The following is a 20,390-nucleotide window of genomic DNA, read 5'->3' on the forward strand; positions in this document are numbered from 1 at the left end:
GGTGGCGCCGGAGGTGATCAGTCGTCCACGCCCCGGGCGGCCAACGCGTCGCCCAACTGGTCGGCGGTGGTGAGCGCGCCGAGCACGGTCGGCACCACGAGCGCGCGGATCGACATGCCCAGGCCGCGGGCCTTGCGGGCCTCGGTGACCTGGCGAAGCCGACGCGCGAGCAGGGGGATGGCGCGGATGGTCAATACCAACACCAGTGCGATCCGGTCCGGTGAGACACCGACGTGCCGCAGCGGCTGGGCGGCCCGCGTGACGGCGTCTAGCATGTCCGAGACGCGGGTGGTCAGGGCGACGAGGCCCGCCACCGTGATCGCGACCAGCAGGGCCCCGCAGACCCGGAGGGCGGTGTCGAGGTCGGCGACGATCCACTGGAGTACCAGGATCGCGATGAGCATCGGCAGCACCGGGCGGACCTGGTCCCACGCCGCCCGCGGACGGATCCGTCCGATCGCGTAGAGGACCGCGGTCACCCCCAGGGCGGGCAGCACGTGCCAGGGCTCGCGTATCGCCAGGGTGGCGACGAGGATGAGCACGCACACCAGCAGGATCTTCCACCCCGCCGGCAGTCGGTGCAGGAGCGAGTTCCCCGGTTGATAGGTGGCGAACACCTAGGCCCCCGGCCCCGAAACCAGGGCGATCCGCCGATAGCCCGCCAGCGCTGGGCCGGGGGCGTCGTCGATCACGACCCGGCCGCCGTCCACCACCAGGACGCGGTCGAAGTCGGCGACGAGGTCCAGGTCGTGCGTCACCACCACCAGCTGCTGCTGCAACCCGGCGAACGTCTCGGCGACCAGTGCGCGGTTACGCAGATCGAGCAGGGTCGTGGGCTCGTCGGCGACCACCACGGCGGGTTCGATCACCAACACCGCAGCCAGGGCCAGCAACTGCTTCTGGCCCCCGGAGAGGAGGTGGCACGGATGTTCGGCATGGCCGGCCAGGCCGTAGGTCTCGAGCACCTGCGCGACTCGTCGTCGTCGCTCCTCCCGGTTCAGACCCGAACGGCGCAGCGAGAAGTCGACGTCCTCCTCCACGGTCGGCATGACGATCTGGGTGTCCGGATCGGTGAAGCAGAAGCCCACACGGCGGCGGATCGCCGCGCCCTTGCGGCGGGTGTCGAGGCCGTCGACGGTGACCGTCCCGGTGGTGGGGACCACGAGACCGTTGATCATCCGAGCGAGCGTCGACTTGCCGCCGCCGTTGACGCCGACGATCCCGATGCGTCGCTCGGTGAGGGTCAGGTCGACGTCGGCGAGGACGGTCCGGTCACCGTAGGCGTGGCCGACCCCGTCGAAGCGGATCTCCGTGCTGGTCACTTCCGGCGCAGCGGCGCGATCAGGCCGGGACGTGCCTTGTGGACCTGCGTCGCGACGATCGCCGTGACGACCGCCTTGACGAGGTCACCCGGCAGGAACACCGTGTTGGCGGCGATCGCACCGCCGAGCGTCAGTTCGGTGCGGAGCAGCATGCCGGCCACCCCGGCGGCATAGATGACGACGATGCCGCCGAGGATGTTGATGAGCAGTCCCGGGACGAGCCGGTAGCGCGGCATGATCCACGCGGTGAGCAGCCCGATCACGATCACCGCCGGGATCCAGCCGATGAGGAAGCCCGCGGTGGGGCCGGCCAGCGAGGTCAGGGTCGTGCGGCCGCCCGCGAGGACGGGCAGCGCGAGACCGATGACCATGACCGCGAGCACCGACAGGGCGCCCTTGCGCCAGCCGAGCAGTGAGCCCGCGAGCATCACGCCGAGCGTCTGCAGGGTGATGGGCACGCCCGCCGAACCGATGCTGATCTGGCCGGGTAGGCCCAGCACCACGATGAGGGCGGCGAAGACCGCGATCTGGGCGAGGTCTCGGGTGGCGCTACGGGCCGGGGCCCGGTCGACGGTGGTGCTCACTGGACTCCTTGGCTCCGCGGGTGCTGCTCGACAGCGTGATCCGGTCCATTGTCGCGCGTGTCACGTCGGATGGCCTCATCGGGCTCCAGCGCGTGCGGTCGCCGCCCGGATGGATTCCACTTAGGGTGATCCAGATCATAGTCGGGCGAGCAGGGGTGGCGCGTCATGGGTCGAGCACGAGACGGACGCGGAACACTCATCGTCACATTGCTCGCCGCTCTGGTGCTCGCGGTGGTGTCCGTCGTCCACTCGCCGCCGACCGCGGGTGCCGCGTCGTATTCGGTCTACCTCGATGTCCCGGCCGACAACGCCGACGGTGAACTGGCGGGCGGCGTCTCCACCGGGATGACCACCGACGTGACGGAGCTCCGGGCCGCGCTCGACGTGGTGAGGGCGGCCGGCGTGGACCCGCACCGCTATTCGACCCTGGCGCGCCAGTACTGGCTCGCGGTCGGAGCGGAGAACGCCGACATCGACCTGGGGGAGTGGGAACCCGCCCGTGGTTTGGCGGCGAATCTCGACACGGTCGACAAGGTGTACGTCAACTACCTGCGCCTGTACAACTCCCACGACGGATACTGGTGGGCCGGGATGGCCGGGCTCGCGGGGATGTCGTTCGCCGCCGGATTCTGGGACCTCGACGAGGTCGGCGGGCTGCTCACCGTGCCGGGCGTGCACGAGGTGGGACTCGGGGTCGGAGGGGCGATGGCCGGCGTGCCGTGGGAGGTGGCACGCGAGATGCCGCGCGACGTGCACCTGCTGGCCACGGCCGGTCCGACCCTGCGGCGGCCGGATGTCGACTGGTACATGCACCGGCTACTCGTCATGCAGCGCCACATCTTCACGGACATGATCCCGGTGCACGAGGCCTACGCCGCAGGGGGATTGTCCGCGGTCGAGGAACTCGCCGCGGGAGGAGCGTACGACGACTACGCGCTGGAGTCCTGGCGGATGCTCGACGCGGGATCCCCCGACGGCCTGTCCGAGGCCCTGCTGCGGATGGCGTCCCGGGAGCAGAACCAGATCATCGCCGACCAGTGGGACGCCACCGCCGCCGGCCGCGGCGACCTCGGCAGGGTGCTCACCTACATCACCACCGTCGGCGGTGCCCCCGACATTCCTGGCGCACGCACGCTGGGGCAGTTCCGACCACTCTCGGTCCGCGCCGAGGTCGGCGGTCAGCCGGTGGTCGCCCACACGCCGCTCCCGGCCTTCAACTGGGCCGACCGCGAACCACGGTGGGAGTACATCGAACAGGACCTGGTGCCCGCGTACCGATCGCTCGTCCGCGACCGCCCCGACGAGGCGCCGCAGTATCTCGACGTGGGATTCCGTCCCCGCGCGGAGCAGAACCGGATCCTGGTGCGTCTTCCGGAGTTCGCCGGTCAGATGACCACGGGGTGGGCGGTCGTCCCGGGGCGGTAGGGGAGGACGATCACAACTCCCGGCAGGGCGACCGACTCGCCTGCTCGGAACCGCCCCTCGCCCTCGTGCCCGACAAGATGCTGACATCGTGTCGCGAAGATCACCGGGCCGGTGCCGCCCGGATGTGCGCCCGCTCGCCCTGCCGGCCCACCAGGCTGAGGAACTCCACCGGGCCGGCGCTCGTGGCGCCGAACCAGTGCGGGGTGCGGGTGTCGAACTCGGCCGCCTCGCCCGGCGTGAGGACGAGATCGTGCTCGCCGAGGACCAGTCGGAGCCTGCCGTCCAGGACGAACACCCAGTCGTAGCCCTCGTGGACGTGGAGGTGGGGCTCGTCGTCGTCACTCCCGGTGGGGAGCACGAACTTGTACGCCTGGATTCCGCCCGGTCGGCGCGACAACGGGATCACGGTCGCGCCGTGGTCGGTGGCGATCGGCTGCAGCGTCACCCTCGGGTCACCGGTCGGCGGGGCGTCGACGAGCTGGTCCAGGGTGACGCCGTGTGCCCGCGCCAGCGGCAGCAGTAGTTCGAGGGTGGGTCGGCGCTGCCCGGACTCGAGTCGCGACAGCGTGCTGGTGGAGATCCCGGTGGACTCTGCCAGCGCGGTCAGTGTGAGGTCGCGGCGTTGCCGGAGGGCCCTCAGCCGCGAACCCACGGCGTCGAGGGTGCGGGCGGTCGGATCGGTCATGCGCCGAGTTTGCCAGACTGGCAAGGTTAGTTGCGACATCCGGGTGAAGGGACCATCGTCGAGGGGGACGAGGCCCGGAACCGGTGGCCCGGAGAGCGGAGGTCGACAGATGGACTCGGACGATCGGGAACTGCGGGATGTGGTGGTGGTCGGTGGCGGGGCGGCCGGCCTGAGCGCCGCGCTGACGTCGGCCCGCGCCCGCCGTCGGGTGACGGTGGTGGACGCCGGCGAGCCGCGCAACGCTCCCGCCGAGGGGGTCCACGGGCTGCTCGCCCTGGACGGCGTGAGCCCGTCGGACCTGCTCGCGCGAGGCCGCGCGGAGGTCGGACGGTACGACGGCGAGGTCCTCGACGGCGAGGTCGTGGACACACGCACGGCCGGGCACGGCTTCGACGTGATCCTGCGCGACGGTTCGGTACTGCCCACCCGCACGCTGCTCATCGCGACCGGGGTGAGCGATGAACTCCCCGACATCCCCGGGGTCTCCGAGCAGTGGGGGCGCGGCGTCCTGCACTGCCCGTATTGCCACGGTTGGGAGGTGCGCGACCAGCGGATCGGCATCCTGGGGATCCACCCGATGTCCGCGCACCAGGCCATGCTGTTCCACCAGTGGAGCCGGGACATCACGTTCTTCGGCGGCGGTCGCCCGATCGACGAGCAGGATCGGGTCGCCCTGGCCGCCCTGGGCATCCCGATCGAGGAGCGGGGGATCTCGGGCGTGGTGGCCGACGGTGGGCGGGTGGTCGGCGTGGAGGTCGACGACGACGAAGTGATCGATCTGGACGCCGTGGTGGTGGCCACCCGGTTGACGGTCGGGGTCGAGCCGTACGCGGCCATCGGTCTGGAGGCGGTCGATCACCCGGTCGGCACGGTCATCCCGACCGACGAGATGGGCGCCACCCCGGTGCCGGGGGTGTGGGCCGCGGGCAACTGCGCCGATCTCATGGCGCAGGTCGGAGCCGCCGCCGCCCAGGGGGCCCGCGCCGCGCAGCAGATCAACGCCTCGCTGATCATGTCCGACCTCGAGAAGGCGATCGAGGTGCGCGATGGCACACGAGTTTGACCGCGCCTACTGGGACGACATCTGGGCGGGTGCCGGCGGCAGCGTCGGAGACGACGACGGTGACCGCCCGGCCGCGATGGCCGCGAACCCCCCGAACCCGCACCTGATCCGGGAGGTCTCCCGCCTCGTCCCCGGGACCGCGCTCGAGGCGGGCTGCGGCGCCGGGACCGAAGCGCTCTGGCTGGCCTCGCAGGGCTGGCAGGTCACCGGGGCGGACATCGCCGCGGAGGCGTTGACGATCGCCGCCCGGCGCTCGGCGGAGCTCGGGCTGTCCGGCCGGGTGTCGTGGGTGGAGGCGGACCTCTCGGCTTGGGAGCCTCCGGCGCGGTACGACCTGGTCACCACCCATTACGCCCACCCGGCGATTCCGCAGCTGGACTTCTACGAGCGGCTCGCCAGCTGGGTCGCCCCTCGCGGCACGCTGCTCATCGTCGGGCACCTGAACGACGCCGGGCATGGGCGGCACGGCGGGCACGTGACCCACGCCGGGCACGATCGCGGCGCCCATCCGCCGGCAGAGGCCGGTGTCACCGCGGCGTCCGTCACCGCGCGGCTCGAGGCCGACCGGTGGGAGATCGTCGCGGCCGAGGAAACCTCGCGCGAGATGCCGGGCCACGGCGGCGCGCCCGTGACGGTCCACGACGTCGTCGTCACAGCCACTAGGAGGCCCTGAGGCGGTGGGTCGCGGCGTGTGGCCGACCCGCGCGACGGTGGCGAAGGTAGTTCTTATACATGGCCCGTGTCATCCCCGCTCACCCCGTCTACGGACATCCCACCGAGGAGAAGGTGGTCGACCTCCTCCGCGACCAGCTCTCCGACGACAGCCTGATCGTCGTGGGTCAGCGGGTGTCCACATACGAGAAGGAACACGAGGTCGACATCCTCGTGGCGATGCCCGGCGCGGGGATCGTGGCGATCGAGGTCAAGGCCGGGCAGATCGCGATCGAGGACGGCCGGTGGGTTCAGGGCAGCGGCACCAAGAAGGTCACCATCGACCCGGTCGCCCAGTGCCGCGACGCCCTCTACGCGTTGCGCGGGTACGTCAGTGAGGATCCGCGGTGGCCGGATCAGCTCCAGCGCTGGACCCACATGCTGGTGTTCCCGAACGCCTCGATCCCCGCGGACTTCGCGATGCCGGAGATCCCGCGAGACCGGATCGTGGACCGCGATCAGCTCGACGACCTCGCGATGATCGCCTTCCGGTTGGCCCGGGACTCGGGCGCGGCTGACCGTCCGTTCCTGTCCGCGGACACCGTCGACCGGCTGTCCGAGATCCTCGGAGGTCGGGGGATGCCCCAGCGCGACGTGGTGGCCCGCGCGGCCGAGAACGCCGACATCGCCGACGCGCTCACCCGTGAACAGTCGGTGCTCCTGCGGGCGGTCGACGCCCTGCCGCGGGTGGAGATCCGGGGCGGCGCCGGTAGCGGTAAGACCTATCTGGCCCTGGAACAGGCACGACGGTTGTCAAGGGACGGGCAGCGGGTCGCACTGATCTGCTACTCGCACGGGCTGGCCAGCTACCTCAAGCGGGTCACCAGCGGATGGAAGCGCCGGGAGAGGCCCGCGTACGTCGGTGAGTTCCACGCCCTGGGCGTCGACTGGGGCGCGCCGGTGGGGCCGGATGAGCGAATTCGGTCCACCGAGACGGTGCGGTGGTGGGAGGAGGATCTGCCCCGGTTGATGTCCGACCTCGCGGACGAACTGCCCGACGGCAAGCGATTCGACGCCGTGATCGTCGACGAGGCCCAGGACTTCGCCGACAGTTGGTGGCAGCCGGTCGTCGGAGCGCTGCGTGACAGGGAGAACGGTCGGCTCATGATCGTCGGCGACGCGGGCCAGAGTGTGTTCGAGCGTGCCGGCCGTCCGCCCGTGGACCTCGTGCCGCTCGTGCTGGACCACAACCTGCGCAATACGCGGCAGATCGCCAGCGCGTTCATGCCGCTGGTGGGTCAGCGCATGGAGTTGCGCGGCGGCACAGGTCCCGCCGTCCGGTACGTGGAGGTGCCGGAGGGCGCCGATCCCGTCGCGGTGGGTGACGACGAGGCGATGCGGCTGCTCGACGAGGGGTGGGAGCCCCGCGATGTGGCGCTGTTGACCATCGGCTCGCGTCACCCCATGCAGGTCGAGCTCCAGGAGGACGGCAACGACGCCTACTGGGAGACGTTCTGGGACGGCGAGGACATCTTCTACGGTCACGTCCTCGGCTTCAAGGGTCTCGAACGACGTGCCGTGGTCCTGGTGTGCAACAGCTACGCGGGCATCGACCGCCTCCGCGAGCGCATCTACGTGGGACTGTCACGGGCGACGGACGTACTCGTGGTGGTGGGGGAGATCGACACCTGAGCTCTCGCGGACGACACCGGCCGCCCCGGCCTCGAGGGGAGGCCGGGGCGGCCGGGGCGCGACGGAGTGGTGGATCAGCTCCCGAGGTCGGTCTCGCCCTCGACGAGCTCGGCTTGCTCGGCCCTCTGGTTGCCGTGCGAGACGGCGATCTTGCGCGGCTGGGCCTCTTCGGCCACCGGGATCACCAGGCGCAGGACGCCGTCGGTGTAGTCGGCCTCGATCTTGTCGGTCGCCAGGCCCTTGCCCATGGCGAGCTGCCGGGCGAAGGTCCCCGACTGCCGCTCGTGCATGAGCCACTGCGCGTCACCCTCGGCAGGCGCCCGCCGCTCGGCGCGGACAGTGAGGGTGCGGTCCTCCACGTCGATGTCGATGGTGGAGGGGTCGACCCCTGGCATATCGATGAGCCCGACGAAGCGATCGCCCTCCTTGTAGAGGTCCATCGGCAGGGAAGTCGAGGCGGTGGCGCTGCGGAGCCCCTCGCCCAGGAGGCGATCGAGCTCACGGAACGGATCGAAACGGGTGCTGGTGGCCATGATGGTCTCCTTCTGGGCTGATCGGTGTGCGCCCGGTATCTCCGGGGTCGCACACGGTTCAACCCTCGAGCGGAGTTGAGTATTCCCGACTCAGGTCGACATTTTTCGGTTGAGTCCGCTCCGCTCAGCCCGGAGGCCGACGTGGTTCACGGGAAGGCCGGCTTCGGTGGAACCGGAGGGGTACCTCGCGCCGTCACCCCGAGTAGGAGAGGCTCGGGCGCCCACCGAGAACGGGCGTCCACAGTGTGCGGACATCGGGGCGGGTGCCTCGGCTATGGCCTGGTGGAGAGCCCTCGCGTTCGAAGGTCAGACGATGCGGGGGTCCGATTCCCCTGAGGTGTTCGTCCTCCTGACCTTCAGCGTGATGTTCTTCGTCGCGGCCGATCTGACGGGGGCAATTCTTCTCTGGCATCTGAAGTGGAGTGAACGAACCATCATGAGGACTCGTGCCGCGGTGGCGGGACTGATCATCGTGTACGGCGCGACGTCCACCACGACGCTCGCCCTCATCGCGGCGTCCGAGTGGGCGCTGGGTGCGATCCTGCCGGGGGCGTTCACCGCCTACGTTCTGCATTTCACTGTTCGCGGGCACCGCGTCCGCCGGGACCGGCGGGACAGTCCCCACCCCGTGGAGTCGTGAAACGTTGTCGCACGGCTGGTCGTTCTTCGCCGTGGCTCTCCCTTACTCCCGGACGAGGTTCCCGGGGAAAGCGCTCGTCCCGGCGGGTTTCGACGCTGACGAAGCCCGGGATCGGCGACTCCACGCCGGACCCGCCCCAGGGCGCGGGTGCGCGCGCCGGATCCCCGGGATCCACCCGCGCAGGTGGCCCGGATCGCGGTGCTCGCGGCCGCTACTAGACTGGTGAAAGGTCGTCGCGTGCGGCGTCCGCAGTACCGCGTTCTCCGGAACGCGGTGCTCGCGGGCCCGTTCGTGCCGTCCCGGCACCCCACTGAAAGGCCACACCATGCTCTCCCGCATCGACCTGCGCGGTCGCTCACTCGGCACGGCCGAGTTGCGGCGCACACTCCCGCGCGGCGCCGCCGACGTCGACTCGGTCGTCGACACCGTCCGCCCGGTGGTCGAGGCGATCCGCGAGCACGGGGCCCCGGCCGCACTCGAGTACGGCGAGAAGTTCGATTCGGTCCGTCCGGCGTCGGTGCGGGTCCCGGCCGAGGTCATCGCCCGGGCGGTCGACGAGTTGGACCCTGACGTCCGAGCCGCGCTGTCCGAGGCGATCCGTCGTGCCCGCATCGTCCACTCAGCGCAGCGCCGCGGTGACACCGTCACCGAGGTCGCCCCCGGGGGGTTCGTCACCGAGCGGTGGGTACCGGTCGAACGCGTGGGCCTCTACGTTCCCGGCGGCAAAGCCGTTTACCCCTCCAGCGTCATCATGAACGTCGTACCGGCGCAGGTCGCCGGGGTCGGGTCGCTGGCAGTGGCCTCTCCGCCCCAGGCGGATTCCGGTGGCTGGCCGCACCCGACCATTCTCGCCGCGTGCTCACTGCTCGGGGTCGAGGAGGTCTGGGCGGTGGGCGGCGCCCAGGCCGTGGCGTTGCTCGCGTACGGCGGTCAGGACACGGATGACTCCGTTCTCGAGCCCGTCGACATGGTCACCGGGCCCGGCAACGTGTACGTCACCGCCGCCAAGCGCCTGTGCCGCAGCGTCGTGGGCATCGACTCCGAGGCGGGCCCCACCGAGATCGCCATCCTCGCGGATGACACCGCCGACCCGGTCCACGTCGCGTACGACCTCATCAGCCAGGCGGAGCACGACCCGAACGCCGCGAGCGTCCTGGTCACCCACTCCGAGACGTTGGCGGACGCCGTGGACCGCGAGATCGAGTCGCGCTACGAGGTGACCCTCAACTCGGACCGGGTGCGCGAGGCGCTCGAGGGTCCGCAGTCGGGCATCGTCCTGGTGGACGATATCGAGGCCGGTCTGCGGGTGGTCGACGCCTACGCAGCCGAGCACCTCGAGGTCCAGACCCGCAATTCCGCAGCCGACGCCGCCCGCGTGCGCAATGCCGGCGCGATCTTCGTGGGCGCCTACTCGCCCGTCCCGCTCGGGGACTACGCGGCGGGGTCCAACCACGTCCTGCCCACGTCCGGTACGGCGCGACACTCGTCGGGGTTGAGCGTGCAGACCTTCCTCCGGGGGATCCATGTCGTCGACTACGACCAGGCCGCCCTCAAGGAGATCGCGCCGACCGTGGTCGCACTCGCGGACGCCGAGCGGCTGCCCGCGCACGGTGAGGCCGTACGGGCCCGATTTGAGGACCTCGGCGCGGGAGAGGACGGACGATGACCGATTCCCCACGTCCCGGAGTCGGGCTCGGCGCCCTCCCGCTGCGAGAGAATCTCCGCGGACAGAGCGCCTACGGGGCCCCGCAGCTCGAGGTCCCCGTACAGCTCAACACCAACGAGAACCCACACCCGCCCAGCGCGGAACTGGTCGCCGACATCGCCGGCGCCGTCGCCGCAGCCGCCGAAGACCTCAACCGCTATCCCGACCGCGACGCCGTCGCACTGCGCACCGACCTGGCCTCGTACCTGACCCGCCAGACCGGCGTCGATCTGGACGTGGACATGGTCTGGGCCGCCAACGGTTCCAACGAGATCCTGCAGCAGCTGCTGCAGGCGTTCGGCGGGCCCGGGCGCAGCGCCATGGGCTTCGTCCCCAGTTACTCGATGCACCCGATCCTCGCGGCCGGAACCGATACCGAGTGGATCCCGGTGGATCGCGGGTCCGACCTGTCCATCGATATCGCCGCTGCGGTGGCGGCGATCGAGGAGCACCGGCCGGACGTGGTGTTCGTCACCACGCCCAACAACCCCACGGGGCACGTGGTCGACCTCGACGACCTGCGACGCCTGCTCGACATGGCCCCCGGCATCGTGGTGGTGGACGAGGCGTACGCGGAGTTCTCGCCGTCCCCGAGCGCCTGCACCCTGCTCGCCGACTATCCGACCAAGCTCGTCGTGTCGCGGACCATGAGCAAGGCGTTCGCCTTCGCGGGTGGCAGGCTCGGCTACTTCGCGGCCGACCCGTCCTTCGTCGAGGCCGTACTGCTCGTACGGTTGCCCTACCACCTGTCGATGATCGCGCAGGCCGCTGCCCGTGCGGCGCTTCGTCACGCCGACGAGACGTTGGCCTCCGTCGCGCTGCTCGCCGGGGAACGCAAGCGCGTCACCGCCGGGCTGGAGGAGCAGGGCTTCGAGGTGCTTCCCAGCGAGGCCAACTTCGTGCTCTACGGGCCGTTCGTGGACGCGACGCGCGCGTGGCGGCGTTATCTGGACGCCGGCGTGCTGATCCGCGACGTGGGCATCCCGGGTCGACTTCGTGCGACCATCGGGCTCGAGCACGAGAATGATCGGCTGCTGCGGGTGAGCGCCGAATTGGCGGTCGACGAGATCGAGACCCGAACCGAGGAGAAGCGATGAGTGAACAGACCGCGCGGCGGGGTCGTGTCGAGAGGTCGACCAGGGAGTCGTCGATCGTCGTGGAGATCGACCTCGACGGGACGGGCCGGTCCGACATCTCGACCGGGGTGCCGTTCTTCGACCACATGCTGACGGCCTTCGGCCAGCACGGTGCCTTCGATCTCACCGTGCGCGCGACCGGTGACAGCGAGATCGAAGCGCACCACACGGTGGAGGACACCGCGATCGTCCTGGGACAGGCGCTCGCGCAGGCCCTCGGCGACAAGCGCGGCATCCGCCGCTTCGGTCAGTGTTCCCTGCCCATGGACGAGACGCTCGCCGAGGCGATCGTCGACGTCTCCGGACGGCCCTACTTCGTCCACACCGGTGAGCCCGAGATGATGGTCGGCTACGTCGTGATCGGTCACGACAGCGCGCCCTACGGAACGGTGCTCAACCGGCACGTGTTCGAGACCCTCGCCTACAACGCCCGGATCGCGTTGCACGTCCGCGTGCACTACGGCCGCGATCCGCACCACATCACCGAGGCCGAGTACAAGGCGGTCGCGCGTGCTCTGCGCGCAGCCGTCGAGCCGGACCCGCGGATCACCGGCATCCCCTCGACCAAGGGCGCGCTGTGATGCCGGCGTGACCCCGCGCGTCCACACCCCGGGGGCGTTCTCGAAGCTGGCGCGTACCCCCGGGGTCCCGGCCGCGTTCGTCCTGGTCCTGCTCGCCTTCGGCGGGTTCTCCCTGCTGCTGCCCGTGGTGCCGCTCGCCGTGGTCCGTGGTGGCGGGAGTGAGTTCGTCGCGGGCGCCACCACCGGTGTGTTCATGACCGTGACCGTCCTGTTCCAGCTCGCCACCCCGAGAGTCACGGCCGCGATCGGTTATCGCTGGGTACTGGGTATCGGCAGCGCGCTGCTCGGTCTCCCCTCGGGTCTGCTCGCACTGTTCGACGGCCCGTTCGCGGTATTGGCGATCAGTGGAGTGCGAGGCGCAGGATTCGGCATGATGACCGTCGCCGGCTCGGCTCTGGTGGCAGAACTCGCGCCCCCCGGCATGCTCGGTCGGGCGACGTCGCTGATCGGACTCGCCGTCGGCATCTCCGAAGCCATCTTCCTGCCGGTCGGCCTGTGGCTGCTCGACCTCTTCGGCCTGCCCACGGTGGCCTGGGCGGCCACCGGGTTCGGCGTCGTGGGACTGGTCGCCGCCGCTCGACTGCCTCACGTGTTCCCGAGCCCCCCGGGGGAGTCGGACCAGTCGGCGCTCGGCCCGAGGCAGGTCGTTCTCCTCCTGGCCGGGCCGTTCCTGGTCATGGTGGCGGTGACCCTGCCCTACGGAGCAGCGGCATCGTTCCTGTCACCCGCGTTGGATTCCATCGTCTCCGGAAGCGGCGCGGTCGTCGCCGGCGTGGGACTCGGACTATTGGGCGCCGGTGTCATCGTCGGCCGCACCGTCGCCGGGCTCATCTCGGACCGACGTGGACCCGGGGCACTGGTCTGGCCGGGTCTCGGGGTGGCGGCACTCGGAATGCTCGGCATCGCCGGGTTGTTGACGATTGAGGTGAGCCCCTGGTGGTTCCTCGTCCCGACCGTCATCTTCGGTCTCGGGTTCGGAGCCGTCCAGAACGAAGCCCTGGTCGCGTCGTTCGAACGGATGCCGCGCTCGCGCCTGGGGACGGCGTCCGCGTCGTGGAACATCTCCTTCGACGCCGGTACCGGTCTCGGATCCGTCGTCATGGGCGGGTTCGCCGGCTTCGGCTACGTCGTGCTGTTCACCGTGGCGGCCGGAGTCGTCCTCGCGGTGGGCGGCCCGGCGGCGGTGGGCGCCCGACGCACCAGGCCCACGCGCGATCTGACCCTGACCGACACCGGCGATAAGGTGAACCAATGACGACTTCCGCCACACGGGTAGCACTCCTGGACTACGGCTCGGGAAACCTGCGGTCCGCGCACCGTGCGCTCGAGCGGGTCGGCGCCGAGGTCGAGCTCACCTCGGATCCCCGCGTCGCCACCGAGGCGGAGGCGCTGGTCGTGCCGGGGGTCGGCGCGTTCGCCGCCTGCATGAAGGGCCTCGAAGCGGTCAAGGGCCCCCGGATCATCGGTGAGCGTCTCGCCGGCAGCCGGCCCGTCCTGGGAATCTGCGTCGGCATGCAGGTCATGTTCGAGCGAGGCACCGAGTTCTCGGACGGGGAGCACGAGGACTCGCCGGGCGTCCCCGGGTGTGGTGAGTGGCCCGGTGTGGTGGAGAAGCTGCACGCGCCTGTGCTGCCGCACATGGGTTGGAACACCGTCGAGGTGCCCTCGAACAGCGTCCTGTTCGCCGGCATGCCCGCCGACGAGCGGTTCTACTTCGTCCACTCCTACGGCGTCCAGCACTGGGAGATGGAGCCGTCGGATCATCTGCGCGCCCCGGACGTCACCTGGGCCGAGCACGGCACCAGGTTCATCGCGGCTGTGGAGAACGGGCCGCTGTCGGCCACTCAGTTCCACCCCGAGAAATCGGGCGACGCGGGACTGCAGCTCCTCGAGAACTGGATCCGTTCTGTCCGATAGGGGTGAAGGGGACCGGGCCCCGGTGTCCTTCGCCGTGCTCGCGCTGGGCGTGGCCGGGGCGGGAGTCCTCGGCCTCGCGCTGACCGCGATCGCGGTGGCCGTGCTCCCCGTGCCGCCGGTCGGCAAGGCCGTCGTCGCACTGGTCGGGCTGATCCTCGCGGTCGCGGCGATGGGTCTGGTGTCCAACCGCATCACCGATCGCGCGATCCGCGCCGAGTACGGCGAGGAGCCCGGCGGGCAGGCGGAGCGCCCCGGTGACGACGGACTAGGCTGATGGCCGTGACCAACGCCAATTATCTCGAACTCCTGCCCGCCGTCGACGTCGCAGACGGTCAGGCCGTCCGTCTCGTACAGGGGGAGGCCGGGACCGAGACCTCGTACGGGGCGCCGCTCGACGCGGCGCTGCAGTGGCAGCGTGACGGTGCGGAATGGGTTCACCTCGTGGACCTCGATGCCGCGTTCGGCCGGGGCTCGAATCGCGATCTCCTCGCCGAGGTCGTGGGGGCGCTCGACGTCAAGGTCGAGATGTCCGGTGGCATCCGCGATGACGATTCGCTCGAGGCCGCCCTGGCCACCGGCTGTGCGCGCGTGAACCTCGGTACGGCCGCGTTGGAGAACCCGGAGTGGTGTGCCTCGGCCATCGCCCGGCACGGCGATCGGATCGCGGTGGGACTCGACGTGCGAGTGGTCGACGGCGAGCCCAGGCTGCGTGGTCGCGGATGGGTCTCCGACGGCGGCAACCTCTGGGAGGTTCTCGAGCGTCTGGACGCGGACGGCTGCGCCCGGTACGTCGTCACCGACGTGTCCAAGGACGGCATGCTGAACGGGCCCAACCTCGAGATGCTCTCGCAGGTGTGCGCGGCCACCGATGCCCCTGTCGTGGCGTCGGGCGGTGTCTCCTCGGTCGCGGACCTCGAGGCCATCGCCACGCTGGTTCCGCAGGGTGTGGAGGGCGCGATCGTCGGCAAGGCGCTCTACGCGGGCCGGTTCACCCTTCCCGAGGCGCTCGCCGCCGTCAGCCGACGCTGACCACGCGGCCTCGTGACCGCCAGGTAGCTTCCCGACCCCGCATGACCTCGAGCAGGAGGCCCGAGATGGACGATCAGACCGGAAATGCCCTGCCGACGGACCTCCCCGTCGACCCGGCCGAGGCGCTCGCACTGGCGACGCGCGTGCTCGACGAGGTGACTCCTCGCTTCGTCGAGGGGGTCGGCGCGAAGGGCATCCAGAACAAGGGATCGCGCAACGACTTCGCGACCGAACTGGACCTCGAGTTGGAACGCCGTATCTCGGAGGCCCTGAGGGAGGGGACAGGGCTCGAGGTGCACGGTGAGGAGTACGGCGGTCCGCCCGTCAACGAGGGCACCCTCTGGGTGGTGGACCCCGTCGACGGCACGGCCAACTACTCGTTGGGCATCCCGACCGCCGGCATCCTGGTCTCGTTGGTCCACGAGCGTCAGCCGGTGCTGGGGCTGACCTGGTTGCCGCTGCTGGGGATGACGTTCACCTCGATCGCGGGGGGACCGCTCAAGGAGAACGGCGCGGAGGTCTCGCAGATCTCCGACGTCTCCATCCGCGACGTCGCACTGGGGCTGGGTTCCCTCAACACCGGTGCCCGCACGACCTACCCTCCGGCGTATCGCCGCGAGGTCTTCGAGCAGCTCACGCTCGACGCGGCCCGGACCCGCAAGTTCGGCTCCACCGGGGTGGACCTGTCTTTCGTCGCGTCGGGGCGACTGTCGGCGGCGGTCAGCTTCGGCAACTTCGCGTGGGACAACGCGGCCGGCGCCTCCCATGTCCGCGCAGCGGGTGGTGTGGTCACCGACCTCACGGGGGAGCCCTGGTCCACCGACTCCCAGTCCATCCTCGCCGCGGGCCCGCGAGCCCACGCGGAGGTCCTCGACACGATCCGTCAACTCGGCGAGCCGAGCAACTTCTTCGAGGCCGGGCGACGGCGCGCCACTCCGGAACCCGAGAGCCCCCGTCCGTGGCTACAGAGCGGGCGGTGACCGGATCATGACACTCGCCACCAGGGTCATCCCGTGCCTCGACGTGGACGCCGGGCGCGTGGTCAAGGGCGTCAACTTCCTCGACCTCCGCGACGCGGGTGATCCCGTGGAGTTGGCCGCCGCCTATGACGAGCAGGGCGCCGACGAGCTGACCTTCCTCGACGTGACCGCGTCGTCGTCGGGTCGCGGGACCATGATCGACGTGGTCAAGCGCACCGCCGAGCAGATCTTCATCCCCCTCACCGTGGGAGGAGGCGTGCGTACCGAGGAGGACGTCAACCAGTTGCTGCGGGCCGGCGCGGACAAGGTGAGCGTCAACACCGCCGCCATCGCCCGCCCCGAGCTGCTCGGCGAGCTCAGTCGACGATTCGGCTCGCAGTGCATCGTCCTGTCCGTGGACGCGCGGACCGTACCCGAGGGGTCCGAGCAGACCCCGTCGGGATGGGAGGTCACCACGCACGGTGGTCGCCGCGGTACCGGCATCGACGCCGTCGAGTGGGCGCGGCGCGGGCAGGAGCTCGGCGTGGGCGAGATCCTGCTCAACTCGATGGACGCCGACGGCACCAAGGCGGGTTTCGACCTGGCGATGGTGAAGGCGGTCCGCGAGGCGGTGTCGATACCCGTCATCGCCTCGGGCGGTGCCGGTGCGGTCGAGCACTTCGCTCCGGCGGTCCACGCCGGGGCCGACGCCGTCCTCGCGGCCAGTGTCTTCCACTTCGGGGCGATGACCATCGGCGACGTGAAGGACGCGCTCGCGGCAGAGGGGATCACGGTCCGATGAGCGCCCACGTCCTGGATCGGTCGATCGCCGAGAGGCTGTCGCGCAACGCCGACGGCCTGGTCGCCGCGGTCGTGCAGGACGCGACGTCGGGCAGGGTGCTCATGATGGCGTGGATGGATGACGCCGCGCTGGCGGAGACGCTGGCGACCCGGCGGGGTGTGTACTACTCCCGCTCGCGTGGGCAACGGTGGGTCAAGGGGGATACCTCCGGCCACGTGCAACACGTGCGTCGCGTGGAGATCGACTGCGACGGAGACACCGTCCTGCTCCATGTCGACCAGACCGGCGCGGCCTGCCACCGGGGCACCACCAGCTGTTTCGACACCGCAACCCTGCTCGGAGAGGACTGAACGGCGTGCCCTTCATCCAGATCAACCAACTCGACGGGATGGCCGCGGCGGACAAGGCCCGCGTCATCGAGGCGGTCACGGCCGCGTACGCCGAGGCCTCGGGCAAGGACCCGGCGAAGGTGTGGGTCCACGTCCACGACATGCCGCACGATTCCTTCGGGATCGCCGGCAAGGCCTTCGGATGAGCACCGAGACGACCACGTTCGAACAGTTCCGCGCGCTCGCCGCGGGCCACCGGGTCGTGCCGGTGGTGCGCACGGTGTTGGCGGATTCCGAGACCCCGTTGTCCGCGTACGTCAAGCTCGCCGGCGACCGACCGGGGACGTTCCTGCTGGAGTCGGCGGAGCACGGGCGCTCGTGGTCGCGGTGGTCGTTCATCGGCTGTGGGGCGGCCGCCGCGTTGACCGTCGACGGCTCGGGCGAGGCGACGTGGTGGGGCAACGTGCCCGCGGGCGCGCCCACCGGCGGTGACCCGCTGGACGCGCTCCGGAGGACACTCGACCTGTTGCGCACCGATCAGATCCCGGGACTTCCCCCGTTGACGTCGGGGATGGTCGGTTACCTCGGGTACGACATCGTGCGCCGGCTCGAGCGGATCCGGCCCGACACCGTCGACGACCTGCAGGTGCCGGAGATGGTCCAGTTGCTGGCCACGGATCTGGCGGCGTTCGATCATCATGAGGGCCGCATCCATCTCATCGCCAACGCGGTCAACTGGGACGGCAGCGACGAGCGGGTCGAGCAGGCCTACGCGGACGCGGTGGCCCGGGTCGACTCGATGACGGCGCGGCTAGCCGACCCGGGGACGGGCGGCGTGAGCGTGTTCGACACTCCCGCCCCCGATGTGCGTCGCTGCACCGACGAGTCGACGTACCACGCGCGGGTCGCCGACATCATCGAGCAGATCTACTCGGGCGAGGCCTTCCAGGTGGTGCTCAGTCAGCGGTTCGAGGTCGACACCGCCGCCTCGCCGCGCGACGTCTACCGGATTCTGCGCACCACCAACCCGAGCCCCTACATGTTCCTCATGACGATCCCGGACGGTAGCGGGGAGGACGGGTTCGGCGATACCGCCTTCACCATCGTGGGATCGAGCCCGGAGGCGTTGGTGACCGTCCAGGACGGGGCGGCGACGACCCATCCGATCGCGGGGACCAGACCGAGGGGCGACGACGAGGAGCACGACGTCCTGCTCGCCAAGGACCTGGTGGATGACGCCAAGGAGAACGCCGAACACCTGATGTTGGTCGATCTCGGTCGCAACGACCTCGGCCGGGTCTGCGTGCCGGGCACGGTGGAGGTGACCGAGTTCCGCCAGGTCGAGCGCTACAGCCATGTGATGCACCTCGTGTCCACGGTGACCGGGCGCCTGGCCGACGGGCAGACGGGCATCGACGCCGTGACCGCCTGTTTCCCGGCCGGCACGCTGTCCGGTTCGCCCAAGCCCCGCGCACTGCAGATCATCGAGGACCTCGAGGACACGCGACGCGGTGTGTACGGGGGCGTGGTCGGCTACGTCGATTTCGCCGGCAACACCGATCAGGCCATCGCGATCCGGTCGGCCGTGATCAAGGACGGCACGGCCTACGTCCAGGCGGGTGCCGGCATCGTCGCCGATTCGGTTGCCGCCTCGGAGGATGCGGAGTGCCGCAACAAGGCGATGGCGGTCCTGCGGGCCGTCGCAGCCGCGGAGACACTGCGCGACGCCGGGGAGGGCCGGTGACCCACCGCGCCCGTCTGCTGGTCCCCGTCGTGCTGTTGGTGGTGGGGGCGGCGCTGCTGTGGGTCGCCTCGCGGATGGTGTGGCTCGACGTGGTGGCCTTCAACGACCAGTCGGGAGAGGGCCGACGGGCCCTGACCGGAGCGGACTGGCAACCCGCCCTCGTCCCGCTCGCACTGGGCGCGCTGGCGGCGATCGCCGCTGTGGCCCTGGTCCGAGGTACTGCCGCGCGAGCGGTGGGCGCCGTCATCGCGCTGCTCGGCGTGGCCGCCGGGGGCCTCATGGCGATGTCGGTGGGGGAGGTCGACGCCGACCGGGTCCACTCGGTGATCACGAGTGACGAGGGCCTGGCCCGGACCGATGCCGGGCCGGGTTCCGAGGGCGCGGAGGCGATCCCGCAGTGGTCGGAGATCACCGAGTTGTCGACCCGGCCCGCGGGACCCGTGATCACCGGCGCGGGCGCCGTCGCCCTGTTGGCGGCGGGGATCGTCGTCCTGGCCAGTCCGGCCCGCCCGGTGCGCCGTGACGACCGGTACGTGACCCCGGCGGCCCGGCGGGAGGGTGCGGCGACCGGACCGGACACGGAGGACGACGCCGGGCGGGATCTGTGGCAGGAGTTGGACGACGGACGGGATCCGACCGGCTGACCGGGTCGGGGCGGTCCCGATTCGGGAACCCCGGCCGGGACCTCTATTGTCGATCTCGATCACACTTTCCGCCCTACGACTGCAGAGGGAGGTCACGGTGGGTACCGTGCTCGACTCGATTCTCGACGGGGTCCGTGAGGACGTCGCGGCCCGTGAGGCCGTCATCGATATGGCGGCCGTGAAGAAGGCGGCCCAGTCGGCGCCGGACCCGCTCGACGCGCTCAAGGCGTTGCGCGATCCCGGGGTGGGCGTCATCGCCGAGGTCAAGCGAGCCAGCCCGTCCAAGGGCGCCCTGGCCGAGATCCCCGACCCCGCCGTCCTGGCCCGGATGTACGAGGAGGGCGGGGCGCGCGTCATCTCCTGCCTCACCGAGGAGCGCCGTTTCAACGGCAGCCTGGCCGATCTCGACGCGGTCCGCCGCGCGGTCGACATCCCGGTTCTGCGGAAGGACTTCGTGGTGGGGCCGTACCAGATCCACGAGGCGCGGGCGCACGGCGCGGATCTGATCCTGCTCATCGTGGCCGCGCTCGAGCAGGACGCCCTGGTGTCGCTCCTCGATCGCACCGAGTCGCTGGGTATGACGGCGTTGGTGGAGGTCCACACCGAGGAGGAGGCCGACCGCGCGCTGGAGGCCGGAGCCACGGTCATCGGTGTCAACGCCCGCAACCTCAAGACACTCGAGGTCGACAGGGACGTGTTCTCCAGGATCGCGCCCGGGCTCCCGTCCGACGTCGTCAAGATCGCCGAGTCCGGGGTCCGGGACGCCTCGGACCTCCTGGCGTACGCCAGCGTCGGGGCGGACGCCGTGCTCGTGGGCGAGGGACTGGTGACGCAGGGCGACCCGCGGGCGGCCTGCAACGCCCTGGCCACGGCCGGTGCCCACCCGTCCTGCCCGCAGGGACCCCGCTAGTCCGGTGCCGCCGGCTTCAGGCAGACTGGGGACGTGAAC

24 protein-coding genes are annotated in these 20,390 nt (G+C 70.6%); 19 read left to right on the plus strand and 5 right to left on the minus strand.

Features of this window, described 5'->3' with window-relative positions:
* Positions 1–17: 17 nt before the first annotated feature.
* Genes NR111_RS07665 through NR111_RS07675 form a run of 3 tightly spaced genes read right to left on the minus strand, consistent with a single transcriptional unit; the run spans position 18 to position 1,906 of the window.
* Positions 18–617 carry an energy-coupling factor transporter transmembrane protein EcfT gene (locus tag NR111_RS07665; RefSeq protein WP_067713923.1) on the minus strand — a complete coding sequence of 200 codons (600 nt, stop codon included), beginning with the start codon at positions 615–617 and terminating at the stop codon, positions 18–20.
* Entirely contained in the window at positions 618–1,322 is a 705-nt protein-coding gene (locus NR111_RS07670; protein ID WP_256820472.1) for an ABC transporter ATP-binding protein, read from the minus strand.
* A complete protein-coding gene (locus NR111_RS07675) occupies positions 1,319–1,906 on the minus strand; it encodes a biotin transporter BioY (RefSeq protein WP_256820473.1) in 588 nt (195 codons plus the stop codon). Before NR111_RS07675 ends, NR111_RS07670 begins: the two co-directional genes overlap by 4 nt.
* Before the next feature lie 165 nt (positions 1,907–2,071).
* On the opposite strand from NR111_RS07675, the gene NR111_RS07680 reads away from it, so the two are divergent.
* Positions 2,072–3,331, plus strand: coding sequence for a hypothetical protein (locus NR111_RS07680; RefSeq protein ID WP_256820474.1), 1,260 nt, complete (start codon positions 2,072–2,074; stop codon positions 3,329–3,331).
* Between the two features lie 100 nt (positions 3,332–3,431).
* Here NR111_RS07680 and NR111_RS07685 read toward each other — a convergent pair whose 3' ends face one another.
* A complete protein-coding gene (locus NR111_RS07685) occupies positions 3,432–4,016 on the minus strand; it encodes a helix-turn-helix domain-containing protein (protein ID WP_120285857.1) in 585 nt (194 codons plus the stop codon).
* Positions 4,017–4,125: 109 nt separating this feature from the next.
* Here NR111_RS07685 and NR111_RS07690 point away from each other — a divergent pair, with 109 nt between their 5' ends.
* From NR111_RS07690 to NR111_RS07700, 3 genes are read left to right on the plus strand one after another with little or no spacing between them, the layout of a single operon-like run.
* Positions 4,126–5,079, plus strand: coding sequence for an NAD(P)/FAD-dependent oxidoreductase (locus tag NR111_RS07690; protein WP_256820475.1), 954 nt, complete (start codon positions 4,126–4,128; stop codon positions 5,077–5,079).
* Positions 5,063–5,752, plus strand: a complete 690-nt coding sequence (locus NR111_RS07695; protein WP_256820476.1) for a bifunctional 2-polyprenyl-6-hydroxyphenol methylase/3-demethylubiquinol 3-O-methyltransferase UbiG — start codon at positions 5,063–5,065, stop codon at positions 5,750–5,752. The genes NR111_RS07690 and NR111_RS07695 overlap by 17 nt, the downstream gene beginning before the upstream one ends.
* Before the next feature lie 59 nt (positions 5,753–5,811).
* On the plus strand, positions 5,812–7,422 hold the full coding sequence (locus NR111_RS07700; protein WP_256820477.1) for an NERD domain-containing protein: 1,611 nt from the start codon (positions 5,812–5,814) through the stop codon (positions 7,420–7,422).
* A 74-nt stretch (positions 7,423–7,496) separates the two neighbouring features.
* Here NR111_RS07700 and NR111_RS07705 read toward each other — a convergent pair whose 3' ends face one another.
* Positions 7,497–7,955 (minus strand): Hsp20/alpha crystallin family protein, encoded by a 459-nt coding sequence (locus NR111_RS07705; RefSeq protein WP_067713942.1) that lies wholly within the window; start codon positions 7,953–7,955, stop codon positions 7,497–7,499.
* A 313-nt stretch (positions 7,956–8,268) separates the two neighbouring features.
* On the opposite strand from NR111_RS07705, the gene NR111_RS07710 reads away from it, so the two are divergent.
* From NR111_RS07710 to trpC, 15 genes are all read left to right on the plus strand, one after another.
* Positions 8,269–8,595, plus strand: a complete 327-nt coding sequence (locus NR111_RS07710; RefSeq protein ID WP_156523528.1) for a hypothetical protein — start codon at positions 8,269–8,271, stop codon at positions 8,593–8,595.
* Between the two features lie 325 nt (positions 8,596–8,920).
* Entirely contained in the window at positions 8,921–10,261 is a 1,341-nt protein-coding gene (gene hisD, locus NR111_RS07715) for a histidinol dehydrogenase (protein ID WP_096905593.1), read from the plus strand.
* The gene (locus NR111_RS07720; RefSeq protein ID WP_096905592.1) at positions 10,258–11,397 is read left to right on the plus strand and encodes a histidinol-phosphate transaminase; all 1,140 of its coding nucleotides are present in this window, start codon (positions 10,258–10,260) and stop codon (positions 11,395–11,397) included. The genes hisD and NR111_RS07720 overlap by 4 nt, the downstream gene beginning before the upstream one ends.
* The gene (gene hisB / locus NR111_RS07725) at positions 11,394–12,017 is read left to right on the plus strand and encodes an imidazoleglycerol-phosphate dehydratase HisB (RefSeq protein ID WP_096905591.1); all 624 of its coding nucleotides are present in this window, start codon (positions 11,394–11,396) and stop codon (positions 12,015–12,017) included. Before NR111_RS07720 ends, hisB begins: the two co-directional genes overlap by 4 nt.
* Positions 12,018–12,024: 7 nt before the next feature.
* Positions 12,025–13,272: an MFS transporter gene (locus NR111_RS07730; protein WP_067713962.1), complete on the plus strand. Its 1,248-nt coding sequence runs from the start codon at positions 12,025–12,027 to the stop codon at positions 13,270–13,272.
* Positions 13,269–13,934, plus strand: a complete 666-nt coding sequence (hisH, locus tag NR111_RS07735) for an imidazole glycerol phosphate synthase subunit HisH (RefSeq protein ID WP_067713964.1) — start codon at positions 13,269–13,271, stop codon at positions 13,932–13,934. The genes NR111_RS07730 and hisH overlap by 4 nt, the downstream gene beginning before the upstream one ends.
* A gap of 22 nt (positions 13,935–13,956) precedes the next feature.
* Positions 13,957–14,208, plus strand: a complete 252-nt coding sequence (locus NR111_RS07740; protein WP_067713966.1) for a hypothetical protein — start codon at positions 13,957–13,959, stop codon at positions 14,206–14,208.
* A complete protein-coding gene (gene priA / locus NR111_RS07745) occupies positions 14,208–14,963 on the plus strand; it encodes a bifunctional 1-(5-phosphoribosyl)-5-((5-phosphoribosylamino)methylideneamino)imidazole-4-carboxamide isomerase/phosphoribosylanthranilate isomerase PriA (RefSeq protein ID WP_119191827.1) in 756 nt (251 codons plus the stop codon). The genes NR111_RS07740 and priA overlap by 1 nt, the downstream gene beginning before the upstream one ends.
* Before the next feature lie 65 nt (positions 14,964–15,028).
* Positions 15,029–15,943, plus strand: a complete 915-nt coding sequence (locus NR111_RS07750; protein ID WP_067713971.1) for an inositol monophosphatase family protein — start codon at positions 15,029–15,031, stop codon at positions 15,941–15,943.
* Positions 15,944–15,950: 7 nt separating this feature from the next.
* A complete protein-coding gene (gene hisF / locus NR111_RS07755) occupies positions 15,951–16,724 on the plus strand; it encodes an imidazole glycerol phosphate synthase subunit HisF (RefSeq protein ID WP_067713974.1) in 774 nt (257 codons plus the stop codon).
* Positions 16,721–17,074: a phosphoribosyl-AMP cyclohydrolase gene (gene hisI, locus NR111_RS07760; protein WP_067713976.1), complete on the plus strand. Its 354-nt coding sequence runs from the start codon at positions 16,721–16,723 to the stop codon at positions 17,072–17,074. Before hisF ends, hisI begins: the two co-directional genes overlap by 4 nt.
* A 5-nt stretch (positions 17,075–17,079) precedes the next feature.
* Positions 17,080–17,259 (plus strand): tautomerase family protein, encoded by a 180-nt coding sequence (locus NR111_RS07765; protein ID WP_067713978.1) that lies wholly within the window; start codon positions 17,080–17,082, stop codon positions 17,257–17,259.
* Complete coding sequence (locus NR111_RS07770; RefSeq protein ID WP_067713982.1) at positions 17,256–18,797, plus strand: anthranilate synthase component I; 1,542 nt, start codon at positions 17,256–17,258, stop codon at positions 18,795–18,797. Before NR111_RS07765 ends, NR111_RS07770 begins: the two co-directional genes overlap by 4 nt.
* Positions 18,794–19,441 (plus strand): TIGR02234 family membrane protein, encoded by a 648-nt coding sequence (locus NR111_RS07775; protein WP_067713985.1) that lies wholly within the window; start codon positions 18,794–18,796, stop codon positions 19,439–19,441. Before NR111_RS07770 ends, NR111_RS07775 begins: the two co-directional genes overlap by 4 nt.
* 97 nt (positions 19,442–19,538) lie before the next feature.
* Positions 19,539–20,351, plus strand: a complete 813-nt coding sequence (trpC, locus tag NR111_RS07780; RefSeq protein ID WP_067714103.1) for an indole-3-glycerol phosphate synthase TrpC — start codon at positions 19,539–19,541, stop codon at positions 20,349–20,351.
* Positions 20,352–20,390: the final 39 nt, after the last annotated feature.

The sequence above is a fragment of the Dietzia sp. Die43 genome (genome assembly GCF_024519835.1).
In the GTDB taxonomy this organism is placed as follows: Bacteria; Actinomycetota; Actinomycetes; order Mycobacteriales; family Mycobacteriaceae; genus Dietzia; species Dietzia kunjamensis.